The sequence below is a fragment of the Fructilactobacillus sp. X2R1C1 genome (assembly GCF_059901435.1).
This window is the reverse complement of sequence record NZ_JBWXUV010000003.1, coordinates 102,172-124,706: the sequence shown is the minus strand read 5'-3', so window position 1 is coordinate 124,706 and position 22,535 is coordinate 102,172. Positions and strand designations below refer to the sequence as shown.

At 40.3% G+C, this 22,535-nt stretch carries 21 protein-coding genes; 11 read left to right on the top strand and 10 right to left on the bottom strand.

Features of this window, described 5'->3' with window-relative positions; all coding sequences use genetic code 11:
• Positions 1–29: 29 nt before the first annotated feature.
• Together AC6UDG_RS05440 and AC6UDG_RS05435 are read right to left on the bottom strand one after the other, a co-directional pair.
• Entirely contained in the window at positions 30–914 is an 885-nt protein-coding gene (locus AC6UDG_RS05440) for an RluA family pseudouridine synthase (protein WP_500706741.1), read from the bottom strand.
• A 53-nt stretch (positions 915–967) separates the two neighbouring features.
• A complete protein-coding gene (locus AC6UDG_RS05435; RefSeq protein WP_500694084.1) occupies positions 968–1,408 on the bottom strand; it encodes a universal stress protein in 441 nt (146 codons plus the stop codon).
• Between the two features lie 136 nt (positions 1,409–1,544).
• On the opposite strand from AC6UDG_RS05435, the gene AC6UDG_RS05430 reads away from it, so the two are divergent.
• Together AC6UDG_RS05430 and AC6UDG_RS05425 are read left to right on the top strand one after the other, a co-directional pair.
• A complete protein-coding gene (locus AC6UDG_RS05430; protein WP_500706740.1) occupies positions 1,545–1,964 on the top strand; it encodes a hypothetical protein in 420 nt (139 codons plus the stop codon).
• A 15-nt stretch (positions 1,965–1,979) separates the two neighbouring features.
• Complete coding sequence (locus tag AC6UDG_RS05425) at positions 1,980–2,453, top strand: hypothetical protein (protein ID WP_500706739.1); 474 nt, start codon at positions 1,980–1,982, stop codon at positions 2,451–2,453.
• A 190-nt stretch (positions 2,454–2,643) separates the two neighbouring features.
• On the opposite strand, the gene AC6UDG_RS05420 is transcribed toward AC6UDG_RS05425, so the two are convergent.
• Positions 2,644–3,489 (bottom strand): SAM-dependent methyltransferase, encoded by an 846-nt coding sequence (locus tag AC6UDG_RS05420; protein ID WP_500706738.1) that lies wholly within the window; start codon positions 3,487–3,489, stop codon positions 2,644–2,646.
• A gap of 9 nt (positions 3,490–3,498) precedes the next feature.
• Entirely contained in the window at positions 3,499–3,906 is a 408-nt protein-coding gene (locus AC6UDG_RS05415; protein ID WP_500694080.1) for a helix-turn-helix domain-containing protein, read from the bottom strand.
• A gap of 130 nt (positions 3,907–4,036) precedes the next feature.
• On the opposite strand from AC6UDG_RS05415, the gene rny reads away from it, so the two are divergent.
• Positions 4,037–5,629 carry a ribonuclease Y gene (gene rny, locus AC6UDG_RS05410; protein ID WP_500706737.1) on the top strand — a complete coding sequence of 531 codons (1,593 nt, stop codon included), beginning with the start codon at positions 4,037–4,039 and terminating at the stop codon, positions 5,627–5,629.
• Between the two features lie 43 nt (positions 5,630–5,672).
• On the opposite strand, the gene AC6UDG_RS05405 is transcribed toward rny, so the two are convergent.
• Positions 5,673–7,217, bottom strand: coding sequence for a bifunctional metallophosphatase/5'-nucleotidase (locus AC6UDG_RS05405; RefSeq protein ID WP_500706736.1), 1,545 nt, complete (start codon positions 7,215–7,217; stop codon positions 5,673–5,675).
• Between the two features lie 202 nt (positions 7,218–7,419).
• Between AC6UDG_RS05405 and spx the strand changes: the two genes are divergently transcribed.
• Both spx and AC6UDG_RS05395 read left to right on the top strand, forming a co-directional pair.
• Positions 7,420–7,818, top strand: a complete 399-nt coding sequence (spx, locus tag AC6UDG_RS05400; protein ID WP_010022968.1) for a transcriptional regulator Spx — start codon at positions 7,420–7,422, stop codon at positions 7,816–7,818.
• A gap of 61 nt (positions 7,819–7,879) precedes the next feature.
• Entirely contained in the window at positions 7,880–8,689 is an 810-nt protein-coding gene (locus AC6UDG_RS05395; protein ID WP_500706735.1) for a Cof-type HAD-IIB family hydrolase, read from the top strand.
• Positions 8,690–8,753: 64 nt separating this feature from the next.
• Here AC6UDG_RS05395 and AC6UDG_RS05390 read toward each other — a convergent pair whose 3' ends face one another.
• On the bottom strand, positions 8,754–9,713 hold the full coding sequence (locus tag AC6UDG_RS05390; protein WP_500706734.1) for a nucleoside hydrolase: 960 nt from the start codon (positions 9,711–9,713) through the stop codon (positions 8,754–8,756).
• Positions 9,714–9,863: 150 nt separating this feature from the next.
• Here AC6UDG_RS05390 and AC6UDG_RS05385 point away from each other — a divergent pair, with 150 nt between their 5' ends.
• Both AC6UDG_RS05385 and AC6UDG_RS05380 read left to right on the top strand, forming a co-directional pair.
• Positions 9,864–10,853 carry an NAD(P)/FAD-dependent oxidoreductase gene (locus AC6UDG_RS05385; protein WP_500694075.1) on the top strand — a complete coding sequence of 330 codons (990 nt, stop codon included), beginning with the start codon at positions 9,864–9,866 and terminating at the stop codon, positions 10,851–10,853.
• A gap of 86 nt (positions 10,854–10,939) precedes the next feature.
• A complete protein-coding gene (locus AC6UDG_RS05380) occupies positions 10,940–11,908 on the top strand; it encodes a type I phosphomannose isomerase catalytic subunit (protein ID WP_500701265.1) in 969 nt (322 codons plus the stop codon).
• 40 nt (positions 11,909–11,948) lie between these two features.
• On the opposite strand, the gene AC6UDG_RS05375 is transcribed toward AC6UDG_RS05380, so the two are convergent.
• Together AC6UDG_RS05375 and AC6UDG_RS05370 are read right to left on the bottom strand one after the other, a co-directional pair.
• Positions 11,949–12,761, bottom strand: a complete 813-nt coding sequence (locus AC6UDG_RS05375) for a hypothetical protein (RefSeq protein ID WP_500706733.1) — start codon at positions 12,759–12,761, stop codon at positions 11,949–11,951.
• 104 nt (positions 12,762–12,865) lie between these two features.
• On the bottom strand, positions 12,866–14,995 hold the full coding sequence (locus AC6UDG_RS05370; RefSeq protein WP_500706774.1) for an LTA synthase family protein: 2,130 nt from the start codon (positions 14,993–14,995) through the stop codon (positions 12,866–12,868).
• A gap of 143 nt (positions 14,996–15,138) precedes the next feature.
• Between AC6UDG_RS05370 and AC6UDG_RS05365 the strand changes: the two genes are divergently transcribed.
• From AC6UDG_RS05365 to AC6UDG_RS05355, 3 genes are all read left to right on the top strand, one after another.
• The gene (locus tag AC6UDG_RS05365; protein ID WP_500706732.1) at positions 15,139–15,795 is read left to right on the top strand and encodes a histidine phosphatase family protein; all 657 of its coding nucleotides are present in this window, start codon (positions 15,139–15,141) and stop codon (positions 15,793–15,795) included.
• A 17-nt stretch (positions 15,796–15,812) separates the two neighbouring features.
• Positions 15,813–16,250, top strand: coding sequence for a MerR family transcriptional regulator (locus AC6UDG_RS05360; RefSeq protein WP_500706731.1), 438 nt, complete (start codon positions 15,813–15,815; stop codon positions 16,248–16,250).
• Positions 16,251–16,786: 536 nt separating this feature from the next.
• The gene (locus tag AC6UDG_RS05355; RefSeq protein ID WP_500706730.1) at positions 16,787–17,938 is read left to right on the top strand and encodes an MFS transporter; all 1,152 of its coding nucleotides are present in this window, start codon (positions 16,787–16,789) and stop codon (positions 17,936–17,938) included.
• Between the two features lie 40 nt (positions 17,939–17,978).
• On the opposite strand, the gene AC6UDG_RS05350 is transcribed toward AC6UDG_RS05355, so the two are convergent.
• Both AC6UDG_RS05350 and AC6UDG_RS05345 read right to left on the bottom strand, forming a co-directional pair.
• On the bottom strand, positions 17,979–20,714 hold the full coding sequence (locus tag AC6UDG_RS05350; RefSeq protein WP_500706729.1) for an MMPL family transporter: 2,736 nt from the start codon (positions 20,712–20,714) through the stop codon (positions 17,979–17,981).
• Between the two features lie 57 nt (positions 20,715–20,771).
• Positions 20,772–21,695 (bottom strand): magnesium transporter CorA family protein, encoded by a 924-nt coding sequence (locus AC6UDG_RS05345; protein WP_500694066.1) that lies wholly within the window; start codon positions 21,693–21,695, stop codon positions 20,772–20,774.
• 196 nt (positions 21,696–21,891) lie between these two features.
• Between AC6UDG_RS05345 and AC6UDG_RS05340 the strand changes: the two genes are divergently transcribed.
• The gene (locus tag AC6UDG_RS05340) at positions 21,892–22,530 is read left to right on the top strand and encodes a glycoside hydrolase family 73 protein (protein WP_500706728.1); all 639 of its coding nucleotides are present in this window, start codon (positions 21,892–21,894) and stop codon (positions 22,528–22,530) included.
• Positions 22,531–22,535: the final 5 nt, after the last annotated feature.

Here is a 22,535-nt window from a genome sequence, read left to right as displayed (position 1 = left end):
GTGAACTCATATGAGTTCACTCTTTTTGTTTACATATTGAATTCAGGCGGTAGTGGGACAGTAACTTCAAGTGGTTGATGGTAAAACGGTGTCATCATTTGGACCCGCCAAGAATGAAGCAGCATGGGATGATCATGATGACCGTTCGGGTCGTACAAAGGGTCGTCAATAATCGGATGACCAGTGGAAGCCAAGTGCACCCTGATTTGATGGGTTCGACCGGTCTGAAGTTGAAGGGCCACGAGGGTTTTGTCTGGATCCGTTTTTATGACCTTGTAATTTGTGATCGCTGATTTAGAATTTGGTCCGTTAATTTTGCGTTTGCGCTGGTCGTAAGGATCAAAACCAATTGGCTGATTGATTACTCCCAATTGATTTTTAAAATGACCATGAACCCAGGCCAAGTAAGTTCGCTTGACTGCTTTAGTTTCAATCATTTTGACTAAGATGGGGACCACGGCTGGATTCTTGCCGATGATAAGTGCACCACTGGTTTGTTGATCTAAGCGATGAACCATGTAAGCGTCGTTTTGGGGTTGAAGGTAGTTGGCAGCAAAATTAAGGGTGGATCCCATTTCGTGAGGTTGATTGGCATGAGTCTTGTCGCCGCGATTCTTGTTAACAATTAAAAAGTCAGAGTTTTCGTAGACAACGTTTAGTGGTTTCGATGAATCTGATGAAACGTGTGGGAACGGGGCTTTAAAATCGGCAGCAATAAATTCGAGTGTGACTCGATCATTTTGCTTGACCAGAAAGTTCATGGGCAGGTATTGACCGTTAATTAACACGCGATGATTTTTTCTTAGTGAGAAAATCAAATGCTTGGGAATTAAGAGATATTCGTGCAGATACTCCCGGACGGTTTGTTGATTAAATGATTTGGGAACGGTTAATTCATATTTCCATTTCTTCATAAAATTCCTCAAAATAAAAAAACCCACTCAATAAGTGGGTAGAGATTTTGTGACTATTTGACTACTAAGACGTCTTGAGTAGCAGCACGTGTGACGTAGCTAGTGACCGAGCCAACCATCAAACGTTCAACGGCTGAAAGACCAGTAGCACCGATGATGATCAGGTCATCATGGTGATCGCTTGGAAATTCCTTGGCAATGACTTTCTTGGGATTACCAAAACGCATATGAATTGATACGTCGGTTACCCCAGCGTCAATTGCTTGTTGTTTCAAAGTTTCAAGAATCTTCTTTGTCTTGTCAGTTAACTGGTAAACAGCGTCGGCGGTAATTGCATCCCCGTAACTACGGTTGAATTGGTTAACTTCAATTACATTTAAAATATCTAAGTGACTGTCATTTTGTTTAGCCATTGTGATTGCACGACTCATAACAGGCATTGTATCTTCAGCACCATCCACCGGTGCTAAAATCCTCTTGTAATTCTTGGCCATTTAGCTCACCTCATTTGTTTTCTTATACACTAACTATACCATGTTTTAAGAATTTACGTAACGAATTTAGCTAAAACAAAAATTGTTGGTATCAAATTGAGAAGTTCGTTATACTGAAGCTAAAAGGATGAGTAAAATGAAAAGAAAACAGACGTTAACGTGGGCGTTTATTTCACTGATATTGTTCTGGATTGTAAACATTGTTATGACGATGCCAATCATGAAATTAACGGTCAAGTCGAGTGTCAGTGGCCTAGTTCGCACGTCAGCCATTGCAGCCATTATGTATTTGATTCCGATGATTCTGGTTGCGTTTAAAAGTCGTTTAGGATATTATTTGTTGGCAGCCGTTCAGGTTATTTACACGATTGGGTTAATCGCAGCGATTATTGCGATGATTACCATTAGTCATGCAACATGGCCACTTCGAATTGCCGTCATTGTGCTGGTAATTGGTTCCATTGGTGTAAATATTTACTGGTTCACGATTGCTTATCAGGTCCGAAAGGCAACGACGAAAGAACGTGTGGCTCATTATATGAAGTTTAGAAAATAAAGTTAGGTGAATGAAATGAAAATTGATGAAAAAGAGTTTGTTGAAGTGGCTGGAAATGATGATTTTCAGAAACAGGTGTCGGAAATGTCCCTTAAAAAGTTGCAATCTGACTTAAAGGGAAACTTGAAGAAGATGACTGATTTTATCGCAAGTAATCTGAAAGAAGACAGGATTGCCAGCGCGGAAATCACCGTTTCTGATCATGACATTCAGCTGAAACTGCAGACCTCGGTCATTAATTTACCGCTAGACTACGCTAAAAACATTGCTAAAATAACGGTGGGAGACGGGATAAAATCAGTCAATGTGTACATGATCATTGCTTCTCCCAACGTCAACCGTTCTAAAATGCGAATTGATGAGTTGGCGGATTCAACTAGTTTTGAAAAGGAGCCCGATGGAACTTATTTGGCGCATTTCGTTGACTGGACTCAGGATAAATTAGATCAGATTGCGGCTAATGAACAGGATGATGCAAGTTCCAAATAGCTTTTAATTGCAAATTATGATACAATACAAGGATGCGACGAGCCGAGCAGACTTTTTAGTCTGATTGTGGGAACCATGTTTATCTGCCGGATTGCAGATGGTTTGATTAGCAGGTGATGTGAACACCTAGTTAGTCCGTCTGACTTGTTCAGATGCCAAAAAGAGCTTCCAACAAAAGTTGGAAGCTCTTTTATTTTGCTAAATAAACGTGATCTTGGATTAAATCGAAGTTTGAATAGTGTTGATTCAGGTTCTTAATGCCCTCGTCATCGTAAAGTTGTGCGTTTTGCCAGAACTCTTTGGAGTCGGTGGCCCCGTTTCTCTCACCAATGACGATTAATTTGATATCACGATTTGACTTTCTGATTGCTTCAAGAAGTTCATTATCGATTGGAATGCCATCTGGAGACCACGACATAATTACATAGTCAATCTGGTCCTGATACTTGTGAAATGCGTCGAGAGCTGATAACTTTTCCACGTTAATGACGGGATGTCTGCCAGTTTCGTTCTCGTTTTGCCAATCTAAACTGTCAGTTGCGATGACGTTTGCGTGGTTATCACGGAGTCCCTTTGAGATGTAGCCGTTACCTGCCATCACTTCAAGGGCAGCATGACCATCTAAGTATTTTGCAAGATGGTAGGTAAACGATGAGGAGATGTAGGCCCACATCCCGTATTGATTTTCGAGATAATCACGAAAGTCACGCAAATGCTTGTCAAGATCAGAAAGATCGCCTGAAAGCCGGTTCCATTCGGAATCACCGCTACGATCATTCATGGCGTACTTGGAATTGATTTTTTGATAAATCTGGTCCTGAATGTCATCAGGAAGAATCAGCTTGGGCAAATCCTGAGGAAGTCTACCAGCCGTAAGTAATTGATTGGCTGCTAAGACGTTGTTAATTAAGTATTTAATCTCAGGATACTCCCGATACTCGTCACGATATTGTTCCATTTGATGAATGTAAGACGGAGTTGCCCGTTTCAACTGATGACGTTTTTTGAGTTTTTTTCTGAGTTTACGTTTATCCATTTAGTGTCCTTAGTAGTGTAAATCAAGCGATTCTTGGTGATTTTTGTGGTCATCGTCTCTGTTTTGTTTACCGTGAAGGTAACCGTTGATAAGTTGAAAAATCTCGTACCGATCGTTGTTATTAATGGCTTCGCCGTTAAAGAAGAGTTGCTTTCCAGAGATAAATAACTTGGAAAGATCGGATTCTTCATGGTCAACTCGGCCACTCAAATAGTCCATTGACACCCCAAAAAATTCAGCTAATTTTTTGACTTCAATGTAAGAAGGATTACGGATTCCACGTTCCCAATTGCCGATCTGTGAGGCGGTATTCTCATGCTCTTTGTCAGTGGGAAACATTGTGTTTAATCCGTTTGCAAGGTCAGTCAATGTGATTTTCTGACCGGTTCGTAAAGCTCTGAGTCTTTCAGGAAACATAGAATCACTCCTTAATACCATTATACTTCATGATATCATCAAAAAGCACGAGTGACTTATTTTAAAATAAAGATTTAAATGTTATTATTTAAATAGATTAAAATGAATTGAAAAGAAAGGAAGTGTCAAATTGATAGCTTCCATTGCAATTATTATTGCACTCTTACTTGGAGCAGCATGTGGCTACTACGCACGAAAAAAACACGTCTACAAGGGACTGACAGCTGCCAGAACTGCTGCTAGTAAGATTAAAGATAATAATCAAGTTAAGATTAATGATACTAAAAGAAAACTTGAAGATAAAAGTAAAACAGCAGCTGAAAATTATCGTAAAGAAGAAGAAACTGAACTCGATGCCCAAGTTCAAGAAAATGAGAGCCGCAAACTGCGAATTGATCATAGAGAAAAAAGCTTAGAGACTTCCGTTGCCCGCTTGGACAAGTCAGAGGCCGCTCTGACAATTAAAAGGAACAGTAATCACCTTCTAGTTGAAAACCTCAAAAAGGCTCGTAATGACGTCTTAGAACTTGAGAAGCAAAGAAAACAAATCATCCACGATCGGGGTGAATTAACTGAAGGTCAGGCCAAACAGCTCGTTTTGGCCACTCTTGAAGCTGATTTAAAACGTGACTTTGATACTACCGTTAAGGAAAATAATGACTTAATGGCATTTAATGCTGCCAAACAGGCCCGTAATCTTATGATTGAGGCAGTTCAAGAGGGGCCAGTTGATGTTCCTCGTGACCACATTGAGCGCTCAGTTATTATTCCGGATGCTGGAATGCGCACCAAGATTGCTGGCAAAGATGACCAACGATTACGATTGATTGAGACCCTTACCGGGGTTGATTTAATTTTTGATCCAGAACACCCGGAAACGTTAATCATTAGTACCAGTGATCCGGTTAGAAGAGAGATTGCGCGCAATTCCATTAACGATCTGTTGGCCGTTAAGCAGGTTAATAATGGTGTAATTGAAAATGAAATCAATCAAACCCAACAGGAAGTTTTGGATGAATTAAGAAAGACTGGTGAGATGACCGTTAGTCACTTGCACCTTGGTTGGGTTCATCCGGACCTAATGAAGACGGTGGGACGTTTAAAGTTTCGAACGTCGTATGGTCAAAATGTCTTAGAGCATTCCATTGAAGTTGCCGAACTATCAGCTGTGATGGCTGCTGAACTTGGTTTAGATGTTCGGATGGCTAAACGGACTGGATTATTCCATGATATCGGGAAGGCGATTGACAGAGAAGTTTCCGGAACACACGTTGAACTGGGAGTGAAGTTAGCTGAGGCTTATGGTGAAGATCCAATTGTCATAAACTCGATTGCGTCTCATCATGGGGACGTTGAACCAGATAACCCATACGCTATTTTGGTCGCAGTGGCTGACGGAATGTCAGGAGCTCGACCAGGTGCCAGAAGCGAATCGGTCGAGGAGTACATCAATCGATTAAAGAGTTTGGAAAAAATTGCGAATGAACATCCCGGCGTTAAAGATAGTTACGCCATTCAGGCCGGTCGTGAGATTCGAATCATGGTTGATCCAAAGAAGGTTAACGATACGCAAAGTAGTGAGTTAACCAATGAAGTAAAGGACCAAATTGAAAACGAATTGACCTATCCTGGTAAAATTAAGGTTACTACAATTCGACAGTTGCAAGCCGTTCAGTACGTGGGCGGTAAACCGAAAAACAATAAAAAGAAAAAAGCTGGATAAAAAAAGTTCTTCACCATTGGCATTTACGTGGTGAGGAACTTTTTTATTTAATGACTTTGAAGTTTTGTTGGTTGTTAGCGTCAACTACGGGATGATCTTGAAGGTACTTCGCAATCAAATTACTCATGGTAATGGTGTTATAGGAAATAATTTTACTTTCGTCGTACATGGGGTAGTGGCCACCACCAACGGCACGGTACGCGTTTAAGACGATCTTCAAGGGTTGATGGTCCAGAACTGGGCGACCGTGATAGGTTAAGTTAACGATTCTGGAACCAATCGGCCGGGAGACGTCAATAGTGTAATCAATGCCCGCGTACATGTCATAGTTATAGTCCCGGTGTTTCGGATAAGTATATACTGGATTGACGATGATTTTATTATCCTTTAAGGCAAAATAATCAGCAGTTTTTTCAAGGGCAGCTTTTAAGTCCGCTCCAGTAATGTTTAAGACTGCTAACGTGTTTGGATAGACGTAGTTGGTGATGATGTTTCTCATGGTGATTGGATTTTCGAATCCATGGGCTTCGTCGGTAAAGAGCGCGGTTGCCGAAATATCAACTCCCATTGTTTCCATTTGGACCCTTTGAATAAAATTGATAAAGGCCGATCCATGGGTTCGAACTTCGAAGGGATCTTTATATTTGAGATTACCTTTAATCTTTGAGAGTGGTTTTGAGAGCCATTTTTCAACATCTTGGTCGACTGGATCAACGACGTTTTTGGTCGGCTGAAATGGTTTGTTTTGAGCCGTTGAGATTAGTTTGGCGTTACTATCAACCACCGTTTTATCGTCATCATTAATATCAAGGGTAATTTGGCCCACGTAATCACCACGATGTCCCGGTTGAACGTATGGAACACCAAAGAGATGGTTAGCGAGCTTTCGGTGCTGGTGACCCGTCACTAAAGCGTCAATTCCGGGAACTTCTTTTAAAATTTGATAACTTTCGTTTTCACCAGTGAATTTTTCACTAAGTTTGCCTACTTTGTCTCTTTCAAAGCCCCCGTGATACAAAATAACCACCACGTCAGCTTTTTGGCGAAGAATTGGGACGTATTTTTTGGCCGTTTCTAAGCCAGATTTAAACTTAAGCCCTTTAACGTTGGCCTTATTCTCCCACTGGTTAATGGCCTGAGTGGTAAGACCTAATACTCCCACCTTTAGATCCCCAAAGTCTTTAATGGCATAGGCCGACCCAAAGGCTGGCTCATCTTTTTCGTTTAAGATGTTCGCGCAGATAAACTGGCGCTTGGTGTTTTTGATGGTATTTTTTAAGTAGCTTTGTCCGTAGTTAAATTCGTGATTACCGAGTGATCCAAAGTCATAGTCAATCGTATCGTATGCTTTATTAATCGCCTTAGCACTCGGAAGTTTTAAAACTTCGGCCGTGTAGTAGGCGAGAGGAGACCCCTCTAAAAAATCACCATTATCTAAAATTAAGGTGTGGTCGAAGCCTTCCTGTTCGTGCTTAATTGTGGTTGCTGCCTTTTCTAAACCAAAGGGCATGTTTTCATTTGGTTTAACGTAATTTGTTGGCGCTAAATAACCGTGAATATCGCTCGTACATAGTATTTTGAGTTTCATAGTTTGGCCTCTCCCTCTTATATAGTACAAATTATAATATTTATTAAGGAAAGTGTAAATAAAAGCTAGAAATCAGGCTTTATTTAAGTTTAAAATAACGTTGACGAAGTAATAATATATGATACAATTTAGTTGTTTAATAAGTACATTCGTACTAATTTAAACAAGTCATGTTAAATGTTAGACATGAGGAGGTTATTACATGTTGAATTTATATGTTGCACCAAGCAGCGCATCAAGTCGTAAAGCACGTGCTTGGTTGAAAGATCATAATATTCCATTTAAGGAACGAAACATCAATTCAAACCCACTTAACGCTGACGAAGTAAAACAAATTCTTCGTTTAACCGAAAATGGCAGTGAGGATATTATTTCAACAAGATCAAATGTTTTTAAGAAACTGCACTTGAACTTAGATGACTTATCTTTAACCGAGTTAGTTGACCTATTAGTAAAGTACCCTGACCTAATCAAGCGTCCGATCATTTTTGATGACAAACGTCTTGAAGTTGGCTATAACGAAGAAGAAATTAGACGGTTCTTACCGCGAGATGTTCGTGAAGCAGAATTGAGACAATTAGAGTCGAAGTTAACTTCTTAAGATATGAAAACGCCCGGTATGGGCGTTTTTTTATGAATAATTTAAATGATGAGGAATTAATATGATTAAAATGATCGCACTCGATCTTGACAACACACTGCTTACAGGTGATAAGAAGATCAGTAAAGTAAACGAAGACGAGTTAAAAAAGTTACACCGACAGGGAATCAAAGTGGTGCTCTGTACTGGACGGCCAATCAATGCCATTTGGAAGTACATTAAACAACTAGACCTTGATGAGCCAGATGACTATACCATCACCTTTAATGGTGGGCTCGTGGTTCGAAATGCCGATAAGTATGAATTATTTAAGCGTGGGATGAATCGAGATGCGTTCAAATTACTTTATGAATACGCTCAAAGAAACGGTCTCCCGTTAGATATTCTTGATTTTACCCAGGTCTATCCAATCTCCGATTTAAAACCATCGATTTATCAACAAATGTTGAATGCTGACATGCAGTTTGTACCAACTAAATTTTCTGAGATGCCAGACAAAAGCTACTCTAAAGCTGTTATCGCAGCCGAACCAGACGTTCTTGATAAAATTGTTAGTGACATGCCTGAAGATGTGAAAAAGCAGTATCACATTGTTCGTTCGCAACCCCAAATCCTAGAATTCTTGGCACCCAGTGTTGATAAAGCCTATGGATTAGGAGCATTGCTTAGTCACTATGGTGATGATTTTTCTAATCTAATGGCATTTGGTGATGCTGAAAACGATGCCGGAATGATTAAGAAGGCCAAGGTTGGAGTTGCGATGGCGAATGCTCAGAAACCAATCAAGAAAATTGCGACGGATGTGACTAAATCTAATGACGATGATGGCGTGGCAGTTTTTTTAAAGCAGTATTTTAAAGCTGATCAATAAATATAAATACAATCAAATAAAAATGAGCTAAACAATTATGTTTAGCTCATTTTTATATGGTTTTTTACATGGTCTCAAACGCATTATTCATATTTTTCATAAATTCTTTTAAGTAGCGTTTGGAGTCAACCGCTACAGCCACCTTAACGTTGGTGTTAGGATCATCTAATCGATTCTTATCACCGATTGTTCTAGCATAGTATGCGTCGGGTTTGGTGGTAACGATCATATTCATATCAATGAATTTTACGAAACTGGGGTCGACCGCTACACCAACGGCGAGTGGGTCGTGTAAGGAACAGCCGCCAAGTTCAGGATACATATCAGCGTAGATGTTGATGTAGAAGTCCACGATGTCAGCCATTTTCTTTCCAGCCATTGTCCCAGATTCACGCCACTTTTGGGTTTCTTGCTTGGTCAAAAGGGTTCGTAATGTAACGTCAAGGCCGACCATGTTGATATGGAGGTTACTGGTAAAAACTTCGTTTGCTGAAATGGCATCTTGGTTGATGTTGGCCTCGGCGACGGGGGTGACATTGCCCGGAACGGTTAAAGCACCACCCATTAAAGTCACATTGCCAACCTTCTCCATAGCTTTTGGAGCTTGTTTGATTGCTTTGGCTAAGTTAGTAAGAGGACCAGTTGGCACAATCGTTAGATCATTGCCGTACTTTTTAGCGGATTCAATCATGAAATCGACCCCGTTTTTACTTTGGATGGCACCGCTTGGTTCTGGAAGGTCAACGTCGCCAATCCCATTTTCACCGTGAATGTCAGCGCTGACTTGCATTCTGACATAATCTTCACTTAATGGATGAGTTTCACCAATAAAGACCGGAACGTCTGAAGCACCAAGTAAATCTAAAATTTTAAGGGTATTAACGGCTGCCCGTTCGGCTTCGATGTTGCCAAACGAAGCAATGACCCCGATTAAATCAATCTCAGAATTGCCAACCGCGTAGGTTAGTGCCATTGAGTCATCGATTCCAGTATCAAGGTCCAAAATCATTTTTTGGGTACTCATATAAAGTCCTCCTATATAACTTCAGTTACAGTACAACTTTATAATACTTTAATATGTAGGAAATTGCGATAGATATGAAATTGGTTTTTTTATTTTGTCTTTGCATGGTAAACTTTGGTTAAAGATAAAATTAGATAAAGAGTGATAAAAATGGAAAATATGTACGATATAACAATTATTGGCGGCGGTCCCGTTGGGATGTTTGCGGGGTTTTACGCTGGCCTGCGGGATGCTAAAACGCAGATCATTGAGAGCCTTCCTGAACTTGGGGGCCAAGTCAAAGCGCTTTATCCTGAAAAGACCATTTTGGACGTTGCTGGTTTTGCGGGCGTCACGGGTGACGAGCTGATTGCACGACTGCAAAAACAACTTGACACCGTTGATGTTGACCAAAAGGTCGAGAGTAAGGTAGTTGATGTGATTAAAAAAGATGGCTATTTTGAGATTGAAACCAGTAAGAAAACTACTAAGAGTAAAGCCGTCATCATTGCGACCGGAAACGGTGCCTTTAAGCCACGTGAACTACGGGCTGAAAATGCCGAAGAGCTCACTGGGAAGCGCCTTTTTTACAGTATCAATGATTTAAATAAGTTCAGGGGGCGAGACGTTATGGTTGCTGGTGGTGGCGATTCCGCCGTTGACATGGCTTTAATGCTTGAACGGGTTGCAAGTAAGGTATTTTTATTGCACCGGCGGGACGAATTTCGTGGTCTTGAGTACATGGTTGACCGATTGAAAGAGTCATCCGTTGAAGTGGTTACTCCATACTTAATCAAACGACTGGATGAGATTGATAATCGTTTAAGGGTTACCAGTAAAAAGGTTAAGACTGAAGATGACGAGATGGAAATGATGGTGGATGATCTCGTGGTGAACTACGGGTTTATTTCGAATAATCGCCAGTTAAAGGAATGGCAGATTCAACCAGCCCTTGATCATCGCTTGCTTGAGGTTGATCAATCTTTTGAGACCAGTGTGCCAGGGGTCTTTGCGATTGGGGATCAGATTACTTATCCCGGCAAACAAGACTTGATTGCGACTGGATTTGGTGAGGCTCCCACCGCCATTAACGTTTTAATGAAAGAAATTTATCCCGACCGAAGGGGACCCGTTCACAGTACTTCGCTTCACCGCAAGTAGGTTCAAAAAAGGATAAATGTTGTGAAACCATTAACATGATGCTATCATGAAACTAGTTGAAATTTCTTAACTGGAGGATGATGTTCATGACAAATGAAGTATTTCCCTTATTTTTAAAGCCCGTTTTACAGAATAAGATGTGGGGTGGAACCGAACTAAAGCGGTATCACTATCAGTTAAATAGTAATCACGTTGGAGAGGCGTGGATTGCTTCGACTTATGGTGATGACTTGTCAGTGGTTTATAACGGACCCTACGATGAAAAGACTTTAAAAGAAGTTTGGAAGAAACATCCAGCACTATTTGGTGGGCATCCGGCTAACGCCTCCTTTCCACTATTGGTTAAAATTTTGGATGCCAAGGAAAACTTGTCAATCCAGGTTCATCCAAGTGATGAGAACGCGCAAAAGTACTTTAATGAAAAGAATGGAAAAACTGAGTGCTGGTACATTTTAGACACCAAACCAGATTCAAAGGTATATTACGGTCATTCCGCCAAAAGTAAGGATGAAATTCGGCAGGCCATTAAAGACCACCAGTTAGACCAGATTTTAGAAACGAAAACGGTTCAACCAGGTGAGATGGTTTATGTACCAGCTGGGACGCTTCATTCTTTGGGAGCAGGCATTGTCGCTCTTGAGGTGGAACAAAATTCTGACAACACGCTCCGGTTTTATGATTTCGACCGGGTGGATCAAAAGACGGGGAAGAAACGACCACTCCAGGTAGAAGATGCCATTAAAGTAACTAATACTCCGAACGTTCTACCAGACCCTGAGCAAACCCAACTGGTTGTCGATTCAAATAATCCAGCCCGGACACGTCTATTGAAATCAAAGTACTTTAACGTTTATCAAATTGTGGTTCACGGTCAAGCCGAGATTAAAGACATGCAGACTTATTCAGTGAACGTTGTTATTGATGGAACAGGGACACTAATTGTCGATGGCAAATCGTATTCGCTTGAAAAGGGAAGTACGTATGTCTTGCCAGTTCAAGCCAAAACGTATCAGTTAAAGGGAGACCTCCGAATTATTCAGACAACCGCAAACTAAAATATGACAAAAATACCACTACCTCAATGATAGTGGTATTTTAGTATCCAATGACATCTTCTGCCACCGTTTCTAGCGTCTTGGTTTTGATGTCGACTATGTTAATCCAATACAGACAATTTTGGCGTGGATAAAACAAGCCTAACTGTTTAACCATTTCAAAATAAGACTTATTTGCTGAATGGAGCCCCATGATGTAGTACATCAGGATCTGGAGGGTGAATTTATTGGTTGGTTTAGCCTTTGATACCTTGAAATCCCACAGCCCATCCTTGGTCAAGTAGTCACCATCGCCGTTTACGACGGTGTCGGTGTATGCACCGGGAAAATCAAAATCGGTTATAATGGGCTCACCTTCTGATGCTTCTTTTAGGAACTGAACGCCCCGGTTAACCATTTGTTTAATGTGCTCAATGGTAACCTCATTCGATTGGTACTTGGGACGAGGAACGTAGTAACTAGGTCCCATCCGGTAGGCAATGTCATAATTAACGAGTTGAATGGCGCACTGAATGCTGTCATCATCAAGTCCGGAATTGATTTCACTGGTTAATTGTTTAAAACGGTCCATATTACCATCGTAATGGTGACCAGTCTTTTCGGCCGCTAGTAGGTCAACGTTATGGGCACCAATTTCAGGAATGCTGAATGCTGCCACGACGTCTCCGGTGACTTCAAACCGTGTTAGATAGTCGACGACCAGTCCCATAAAGCTGGGCGTGATGTTTTCACTAGCAATCGGCAGAAATTCGTCTGGCGTAAACTGCTTGATGTGAAGGGATGAGACGGGAATGAAACCACCACGGGGCTGTTTATACTGCTTGGCTCTTTTTGTAACTGTATATTTAGTCATAATTTATAACCTTCCATCCCTAGATTTACCCGTATTATAGCACAGGTAAAAACTAGTACAGTCATACAAAAGAACCCACATCAACTGATGTGGGTTCTTTATAGTTATTCTTTGTTTGAATCAGGGTTGGTAATTTGAATTCGATTAGAGTTAGTTGAACTATGGTAAAGCTCAGGAGCATCGGTATGGTATAAACTGTTCGTACTCTTATCATGTCGTTCTGAGTAGAGACTGGTTGAGGCTTTTCCAAGCTTCTTTTCAATGTTTTCTTCATGGTCCAATCCGTTAGCATAATTGTACTTCTGCGGGTTAACTGGTTTAAATCCCTTAGGATGATAGAAACGAAGTAGGTTTTGTTCATTCAGCGTATCGGATAACGAGAGTTCTAGATTGACTTTATCCTGCGTCTTTTCTAACTTCTGTTTCAACTTTTTATCTGGATGGATTACTTTTTGGGTCTTATTATCGTAGACCGTTCCATTGACCGATGTGTACTCAGGGGAGACCCAGTCCCGATTTCTGAAGGCCACCACTTGATCATGATGCTTTGAGAAGAGATCGGTTCCAAATTGAATGTATTTCTTAGAACTAATTCCCAGGAGATGCATTAAAGTAGGAAGTACATCAATTTCACCACCATAGGTATGATCCACGTGACCATTCTTAATGCCCTGCATGTTAATCATGAACGGAACTCGTTGCAACTGGGCGTTATCAAAGTCATTCCAGTCGTTGGGATCTTTTCCAAGTAGCGGTGCTAAGCTGGTGTTTTCAGAGTTCGATAAGCCATAGTGATCCCCGTATAGGACAATCACGGAGTTCTTTAGTAAGCCGGCTTTGTCAAGGTACTCATAGAGTTCCTGAACTGATTGGTCGAGATAGTGGGCCGTTACAAAGTAGTTGTTAACGGCCTCATCATTAGTATCAGGGGCCTTGAAATCAGAATCCTTCTGATCCTCAGCGTCTAGTTGATACGGGAAGTGATTGGTAACGGTGATGTATTTAGCATAGAACGGTTGCTGGAGGTGCTGAAGATAGTTGGTTGAATCTTTAAATAAGAGCTTATCCTTCAGTCCGTATCCGGTTGACTTATCACCCGAGGTATCGTAGTAACTGGCGTCAAAGAAGTAGTCATATCCTAGGTTTTTGTAAGTGTTGTTTCGGTTCCAGAAGCTAGCAACGTTTCCGTGAAAGACGGCGGACGTGTATCCCTTTTGACCAAGGATGGCAGGAGCACCCTGGAAGGTGTTGTCACTGCCAAGTTGAGCAAATAAGGATCCCTGTGGGAGACCATAAGTACTAGTCTCGAGCATGTTTTCTGCATCGGACGTCTTACCTTGGCCGACCTGATGGAAGAAGTTATCAAAGGAATAAGTTGATTTACTGTGATACAACTTATTTAAAAATGGAGTGACTTCCTGGCCATTGATCTTTTTATCAATCACGAACTGTTGGAAGCTTTCCAGATGAATGATAATGACATTTTTACCCTTAGCAATGCCATACATTTTCCTATTAGGAGCGGCGTAGTGTTCTTTTTTGAATTTAAGAACCCCCGTTAAGTCAGACTTATTGGCATTGGCTCGCATGTTGTTGGTTTGTTGGGACTTAATTCCGTCATAGACGGTAAAAGAATCCAACCCCAGGTATTTAACGATGTAAGTGCGATCAAAGGTTCTGGTCAATAATTGGGGCCGATCCATGTCGGCCAAAGTAATGTTACCAACTAACATGAGGGCTCCAAGTGAGAAAACCGCAAAACCAACTCGGGCCTGTAGTGGCCGTTTGTCAATCTTAATCACTTTAAACAAAAGTAAGAGGATGACGATCACGATGTCGATCCAGTAAAAAACGTCGTGGGGCGAAGTTAGTGCTAATGAGCTGCCACTCAGTCCCTGGTTGACCTTGGAATAACCGGTCATGGTCGACACCGTCATAAAGTCGGTGAATTCACGAAAGTAAATTACGTTTAAGTATAAAAGAACCGTGTTTAGAAAGTCCAGAAATAAAATTGCTGGATAAAAAAGTTTAGCTGGCTTTAAATAAAGTGCCAGCCCTAACATAATAACGGTGGTTGCGATTGGATTAATTAGGAGCAAAAACAGTTGAAAGATACTGTCGACACCCAAATTAAAGTCAGTGAAATATGCGTAAATTGTTTTAGCCCAAAAAAGCACTACTAGTAAGACGAAAAACCCGATTCTAGTATTGCATTTAGACATAATTTTCTTGATCGTTTTCAAGGTATAAAGTCCCCTTTTTAAGTCCAACCCCTATCTTATCAGATTTATTAAATTTGGGTAGGATTGAGGGAGAATCTTAGAGAAAAGTTAAAGCCCACAAGTGATATACTTAGAGTGTGAATGGAGGAGATACAATGGCAAAATTTACCCTATACGTTGTCCGACACGGACAAACTTATTTCAATATTTTTAACAAATTACAAGGCTGGAGTAATTCACCACTAACCGACAAGGGAATTACTGGTGCCAAAAAGACCGCTAAACGTTTATCTAACATCAAATTTGTTCAAGCTTACTGCAGTGATACTACTCGTGCTGAAGATACCGCCAAGATTATTCTAAACGATAATTTAGTTTCAGATATTAATGAGCCTGTCGTATCTCCCAATTTTCGTGAACAATTTTATGGTTATTTTGAAGGATTAAATATGGATGAAGCGTGGTACGAGGCCGGAGCACCTCATGGAGTACCAACTTTTAAAGACATTGTAAATAAATATGATATCAATACGGCTAAGGACTATATGAAAGAGGCTGATCCTTTCCATATGGCTGAAAATGCAGCTGATTACTGGAAACGACTTGATAAGGGGTTAGATATGATTACTCACGATGCTAAGGTTCATGACGGCGACAACGTCCTCTTGATTAGTCACGGAAATACCCTGCTTAGTTTAGTAGAACGTTTTTCTGACGGACAGTATGATATGACAAAACGTCCCGAAAATGGCAGTATTACTAAGATGAGTGTTGATGGTAATCAAATCAAGGTCACTGAATACAATAAGTAGTGGAGGCGAGGCGACAAATGCATGAAGCTAATGACAAGATCATCAATTCCTTTAACATGCAGGACTTTATTTTTCGAATTGGTGAAGTTAGTAAGATGACGGGGGTATCACCAAGACAACTCCGATACTGGGAGAAAAAGGGATACGTGAGAAGTACCCGGGTTGAAAAATTAGCGTCACGAGTTTTTGATTTTTCAAATTTTGTACTGATTAAGTTAATGAAAGAATATCTAGATGACGGTTACACCCTGACGTCTGCTTATCAAAAGGCGACGCAGTTTAAATCACGAATTGCTTTTTTGTATTCCTTTTTTAAGCGAGTGGATCATGGTTGTGACGAAGTGAATGGCAAACGAATGGCAGACATGGGATACTTTGATGACGCTCACACGAAGCGTCTGTATGGCTACCTTGATGAAGACGGGGCCGTTAAGTACCTCTTAAAAGATAACTAAAATTACTCGAAAAGACACCGAAGCTGATAATTAGTTTTGGTGTTTTTTGACGGAATGACTCATGTACGGTAGCATATTTATTGGCAGTAGAAAAAGTAGAGTGCTAGGAAGGGTCATTTGATAATGGCATTGCTTGAAAAAGTCATTTTGACAGTGCTGGGGTTGGTATCAATTTTGATACTAGTTGCTGTTTTGTTAGTATTTTAGAATTTAACCCAGTGGGGAATCGGCAGAGGTGCCGATTCCCTTTTTGTTAGGAGCCTTGTTTTTAGGGACCAAAAGTATATACTTTTGAATAATCATTAATTATGTCGAAGGTGTGAACGAACGATGGAAAGCGAATTTAAAGAAATTGGCAGTAAGTTTTCAGCACGTCATGTAACGGTATTTATTCAAAGACAAACTGTTTCCCAAATAGTTGTGAAATGAAGTTGAGTCATAATTTCATTCGATTATTTGGGTGAAACATTCATCCTGAATCAATCATTGAATTTCCTCAACTTCATTAGTAATCGTTAACTGAAATGAGGGAAATTATGAAAAATATCAGGAAAATGTATACGTACGCATTCTTTTCTAACTTAACCTTTGAATTAGTAATTTGGATGCTTTATTTGAAACATATGGGATGGTCAGTTGGCCAAATTGCATTATTACAACTTGTGATTAACGCAACGCAGGTTATTTGTGAACTACCATCCGGAATCATTGCTGACAAAATTGGCTACAAGACCACCTTGATTTTGGGTCAGGTAATGTGTGTATTATACGTGGCAACTTTTTTTGTCGCACGTAACCACTTGTTAGTATTTGGTGGATTTATTTTGTTTGGAATTGGACTTTCGCTAATTTCGGGAACCGATGTGGCCATCATTTATGAGGCGGATGAAAAACAACACTACCAGAAATTTTGGGGACGATACAACGCCATCATGATTTGTACGGTTGCTTTCAGTAATATGGTTGGTGGGTATTTGGCAGACGTTTCGTGGCCACTGGTCTTTACCGCCTCAATTATGGCCCACGTTCTTTCAATCATGACGGTATTAGTGATCAAACCCCGACCGGTGGTTAATGAGCCCAATGCTCCAAGTGTCTTAAAGCAATTACGGACTTTCTTGGTTAGTAATAAAAACTACCAGAAGTTAATCCTAGTAGTGGCTATTTCACAGGCTACGGCTTCGATTATGTATCAATACGGGTCGTTGTATCTATCCCACATTACAAGATTTAGCACCGGTAACATTGCGATGATCCTAGCGATTATTGATATCATTGGAGCTGTTTTTTCGGCAAACGTCTTTAAAGTAGTTGCTAAATATGGCCGAATGAGGGTGATTTCTTTAAGCATGGCAATTGGCTTATTGATGTCACTGCTCTTAGGGATTTCGAATTTCATCGTTGCTTTAATTGCATTTGTAATTTTTAGTTCACTTTTTGAAGTGTGGGATACGACACTAAACGCTGAACTGCAGGATACAGTGGTGAAACGACTCCGAGTTACGTTGATGTCTTTTTGCAATCTAATTACGGCTCTTTTGATGGCGCTTGAGTCATTGTTTATCAGTGCCTTTTCAAAGGTTATTAACATCCAGGTGATTTTTGTATTATTTGGTGTTACGGCAATGTTTGGTTCTTTGGTCATCTTGTTTCTTTACTTTAAATCAATTCGTAAAATGAATTTTTAGGGCATAATAAAAGCCATCAGTTTAACTGATGGCTTTTTGATTATTTATTTTTGGCTCGTTTGTTTTTATAAAGGGGCCAATGATGCAAATCGGAACGAGGTAACGTGATTGCTAGTTTGCCAAGTCCAGTCGTGACAAGTGGCAGGATGACATTAAAGATAATAACCGTGATGATGACGGTCAGCCCGATGAAGTCAAGCGAGTGAAGCAGACTAACAAAGAGACCAAAAGTAATGATAATTACGGCAAACATCACGTAACTAACTGTTTTTGTAAATGCACTTGTCCCACCGGTCAACCATCCTAGTAAGTCCGGATTTTGTTTTCGGTAGGAAATGGCCAAAAAGGTTAATTCAAATATCCCAATTATAGAAAGGGGAACAAGCATGGAAACGAATGCCTGCCAGTTTAATTGACCGTCACTTGCGGCATAGTACATGATAAGTTGGGTGGCCTTCAGTGCGGAAAAGACACTCATCACGTATGTGACCAACCACCAAAATGGTTGGAGAATGGAACGACTAACGATGATGATGGAGGCGAAAACGATTAAGATGATCATCATCATTCCAATAATAAAGTCGTGGTCAAAGTTAGTTTGAACGTTGGCGTTTTCAATTGGCTGGCCGGTATAAGCGACCTCAGCGTTCTCCAGGCTGGTGTTTTGTAACTGGTTTCTAACCGTATTTTGCATGTTGTGAACGTTATTTAAGTTCGTGTTTCCGGTGGGCTCATTGTTAAATTCTACTTCAAGCTTGGTTACTTTTTGGTTCTCGCTTGCAAAATTATACTTAGTTTGATAAAAATCGGTGTCATTAATCTGTTGCGGTGAGATGTAGAAGGTATTCCCAGCACTTGACTTCTTGACACCATTTAAGTAACCAGTGACGGGCGTTAACTTATCCTTACTTTCCTTTAAAGTTCGATTAACGGACGCAATTTCACCACGAACTTTAGACGCTTGTTCGTTGTATTGCTGGACCGCTTCTTGCGCTTCCAGTCCAGAATTTTGGGCGTCAGAGATTTGGTTGCTTAACTGAGTCAAACTTTGACTGGTGGTACTCAACTGATCAGATACTTGCGAGAGATTTTGGCGAAGCTTTTTAGATTTCTGGGCTTGATTAGATGATTGAGCCGTTTCAAGCGGGGTGAACGTGCTGAAATTGTTGGTGTCAGCTTGTTCACTCGTATCGCTAATCCGATCAAGTTGTCTAATCAGTGAATCGACTGCTTTAGTCTGATTCTTAATGTTTTTCTGTTGAAGTGTCTTGTTTGTACCCTTAAGGGTTCTTTGTGAGCCCTTAAGAGAATTACTAATGCCATTAAGGGTTGAAGTGGTCTTATTCAATTGATTTCGTAAATAGTATTTATCAATTTCATCCCCACCTGGTTGAGTCACAGAGTACACCTGCGCAACGTTTTTTTGGGACTGAAGCTTCGTTGTAACCTGGTCAATGGCACTAATGGTGTTGTCATTATTAAAGGGTCGGTTATTTTTGATATAAATAGTGACTGGAGTTGGTTTTCCCTTATTAAAGTGATTTTGAAGGATGTGTCTACCGACTTCAGCTTGATCATTAGCAATTAAATTGTTGTTAGTAAGGTAGGTTACATTAGAACGATAGAATAAAACCAGTGGGACCGTAATCACTAATGCAATTAGTAGGCCTAGGAGAGGTTTTAAAAGCGAGACATGGGCAAGTTTACCCCAGAAGCCCTCGTTTGCTAATTTTAAAGTTTTCTTCTTTGGCCAGAAGAAAGTTGGTCCAAGGAGTTGCATGAACATTGGGGTCACGGTCATCACGGCGAATAGAGTTATTAGTACGACAATGGCGACGCTACCAATGGCCCGAACCGAACTAAACTTGAGCAGGTAAAGTGATCCAAATGCTAATGACGTAATTATTGCGGTTGCCCCAAGTGGATATGTAAGACTTTTAGTGGCTGTTTTACTGGGGTCAACGCTTTCGTTTTTAAGTGCCAATTCAAAACGTCGATACAAAAAGAAACTAGCAAGGGTACCAAATAAAGTTACTACCAAGCCAGTTACTAAAGGAATGTATGGCGAATACGGGAGACTAAGTTGAGTTGACATTAAAGCTGTTGCACTTAATGAAACCAGGTAAGCGATGATCAGGGTGATAAAGGTAAAAACCGGTGCTAATAGTGATCTAAATGCAATGGCAATAAAGACTAAAGAAAGAATGAAAATTGCAATGGTCACAATGTTAGTGACGCTTAAAATCTTCTCATTGTTGTCTTGATTAATTAATTGCGGACCAGTGACGTACGTCTTCAGTCCATTATTAACGTTGAATTGCTTTTGAATCGTGTTAGCAAAACTTGCACTTGTGGCATTGCTTTTTGGAACATGAATATTCACAATCTCGGTTGATTGATCGTTGGAGATAAACTTTGAGGCACCATTCGGGCTCGTGTGAGCGGTGGTGATCCGACTAATGCCGTTGTCCCCGTTACTTTTCTGAATCTTACCAACCCGATTGTAAATGTCCTTTTGCTCAGAACTGGTAATTTTACCCTTGTTGGCGTGGTAAACGATGTTCATACTTGTGGTTCCATCTAAGCCTTCGCCCCATTGGTCCTGTAAGTTCTGTGCTTTATACATCTGGGACTTTGAGTTCATTTCCGGGTTGCCAGCCTGCATCACAACCTGACTCAGGTTGGGGAGACTGACAATTGCCATAAAAATGACAACTAGCCAAATAATTAAAGAGAAAATCCTATTTTCGTGTAACGTCCTTATAAAATGTTTCATCGAAGAAAATTCCTTTCATTTTATTTCACTACCCCCTCATGCTCATTTTATATTAAATTAGTTCTTAAAGAAATGGTTTGCGCGTAAAAACAGCAACACAATGATGATAAAAATGATCGTGATGATAATGGTTATAATCCACGCTGATGGTTTATCCATAAATGGAAGTTTTACGTTTTCACCATAGAACCCAAATACGATGTTTGGAACACTTAGAATTAACGAAAAAACGGTTAAAAACTTAATCGTGTTGTTCAAGTCACTATCAAGGAGGTTAGAATAAGCGCTTGCTACTTGCTGGGTCGCGGCGTTCGCCATCTCTGCCATTGAAAGTCCCTGTTGAAGTTCGATACTGATATCTTCAACGGCAGCTTTTTGATCCTCAGTGAGGTCCCTTGTAAAACGCCGCTTGAAGTCGTTAATCATATCGTTGTTTGATCCGAGTGACGTTAGGAAATATACTAAGTCGGTCTGTAGATTAAGCAGGTGGTTAATGGCACTTTTATTGGCCTTGCCACGTAAGTTACGTTGAATGTTAGTTCTGACACTGTTGATTTGGTTAATATAATCAAAGTATTGGACGGATAGTTGGTACAACGTTTTATTAATTACGTCAATTGGTTGCAATTCTGCGAGTTGTTTTGAACCGGCTTTCTTTATAATGGAAGAAATGAGTTCGTTAACGAAGTTAGTTTTATCGGCCGTGAACGTGAATAACATGTTGTCATGGGTTATGATTCCAATTGGTTCAGCAGAAACATCCCCGTTAAAACGAGTCGGTTCGGCCACATCAAAAATGAAAAGGAGGACTCCTTCTTCATCGTAATATTCAACCCGAGGTCGTTCGTGACGGTCAAGTGCATAATAGAGCATTTCGTTGTTTAAATGGTATTCTGTTTTTAAAATTTCCTTATCAGCTGGACGGCAATCGATGGTTTTAATCCAGTTAATATTTTGGTTGATTTTTTCAATTTTAATCAATGCAAAACTACTCCCGTTACTATATTGTCAGATATCTTCATACTACACTAAATGGCTAAGTTAGTCGATTTTAGTGAGTGTTTCTTCTATTATAATGCGTAATTGGAAATGAGTAAGAAACTTTTTTAAGTAATCATAAATACTCAACAAAAAATAGTTGGCTAAGGTATAATAACCACATAGGGAGATGTTGTCCGTGAAACACAGTAAAAAGAAAAACGTGTGGATTGCAATTGTGATTGGAGTAGTCGTCGTCTTACTACTTGTATTCGCTGCATTTAAGATTAGACACATGTTGATTACCCATTCATATCAAGTTCGTCAGGAACAAATGAATAACGCCACCAAGAAACGTGATAAAGAGATCGAAACTCAGCACAAAGAGTTTATTCAAAAGATTGGTGACCCAGCCGTTAAGATTTACGAGAAAAAGCAACAGGTTTTGCCAAGTATCGTGATCGGACAGGCCATTCTCGAATCAAATTGGGGTCAATCTGAACTCTATAAGAAAGCTAATAATCCGTTTGGAATCAAGGGAACGTACAATGGTCAGTCAATCTCGTACGATACGACCGAGTACGTTAATAAAAAGAAAACGACCGAAGTGGGTCAGTTTAGAAAATACCCCTCGGTTGCTGATGCCATCGAGGATCATAACGAGACTTTAAATACCAAGTTTTTAAAGAAAACGGGCATCACGAGTTTTAGACAAGAAGCCAACTTGTTGCAAAAAAATGGCTACGCTACCGATCCCGACTACGCTAATAAGCTAATTGGTGTCATCGTGAACCATCAATTAATGAAATACGACGTTAAAGCAATTAACAATTACTAATTACA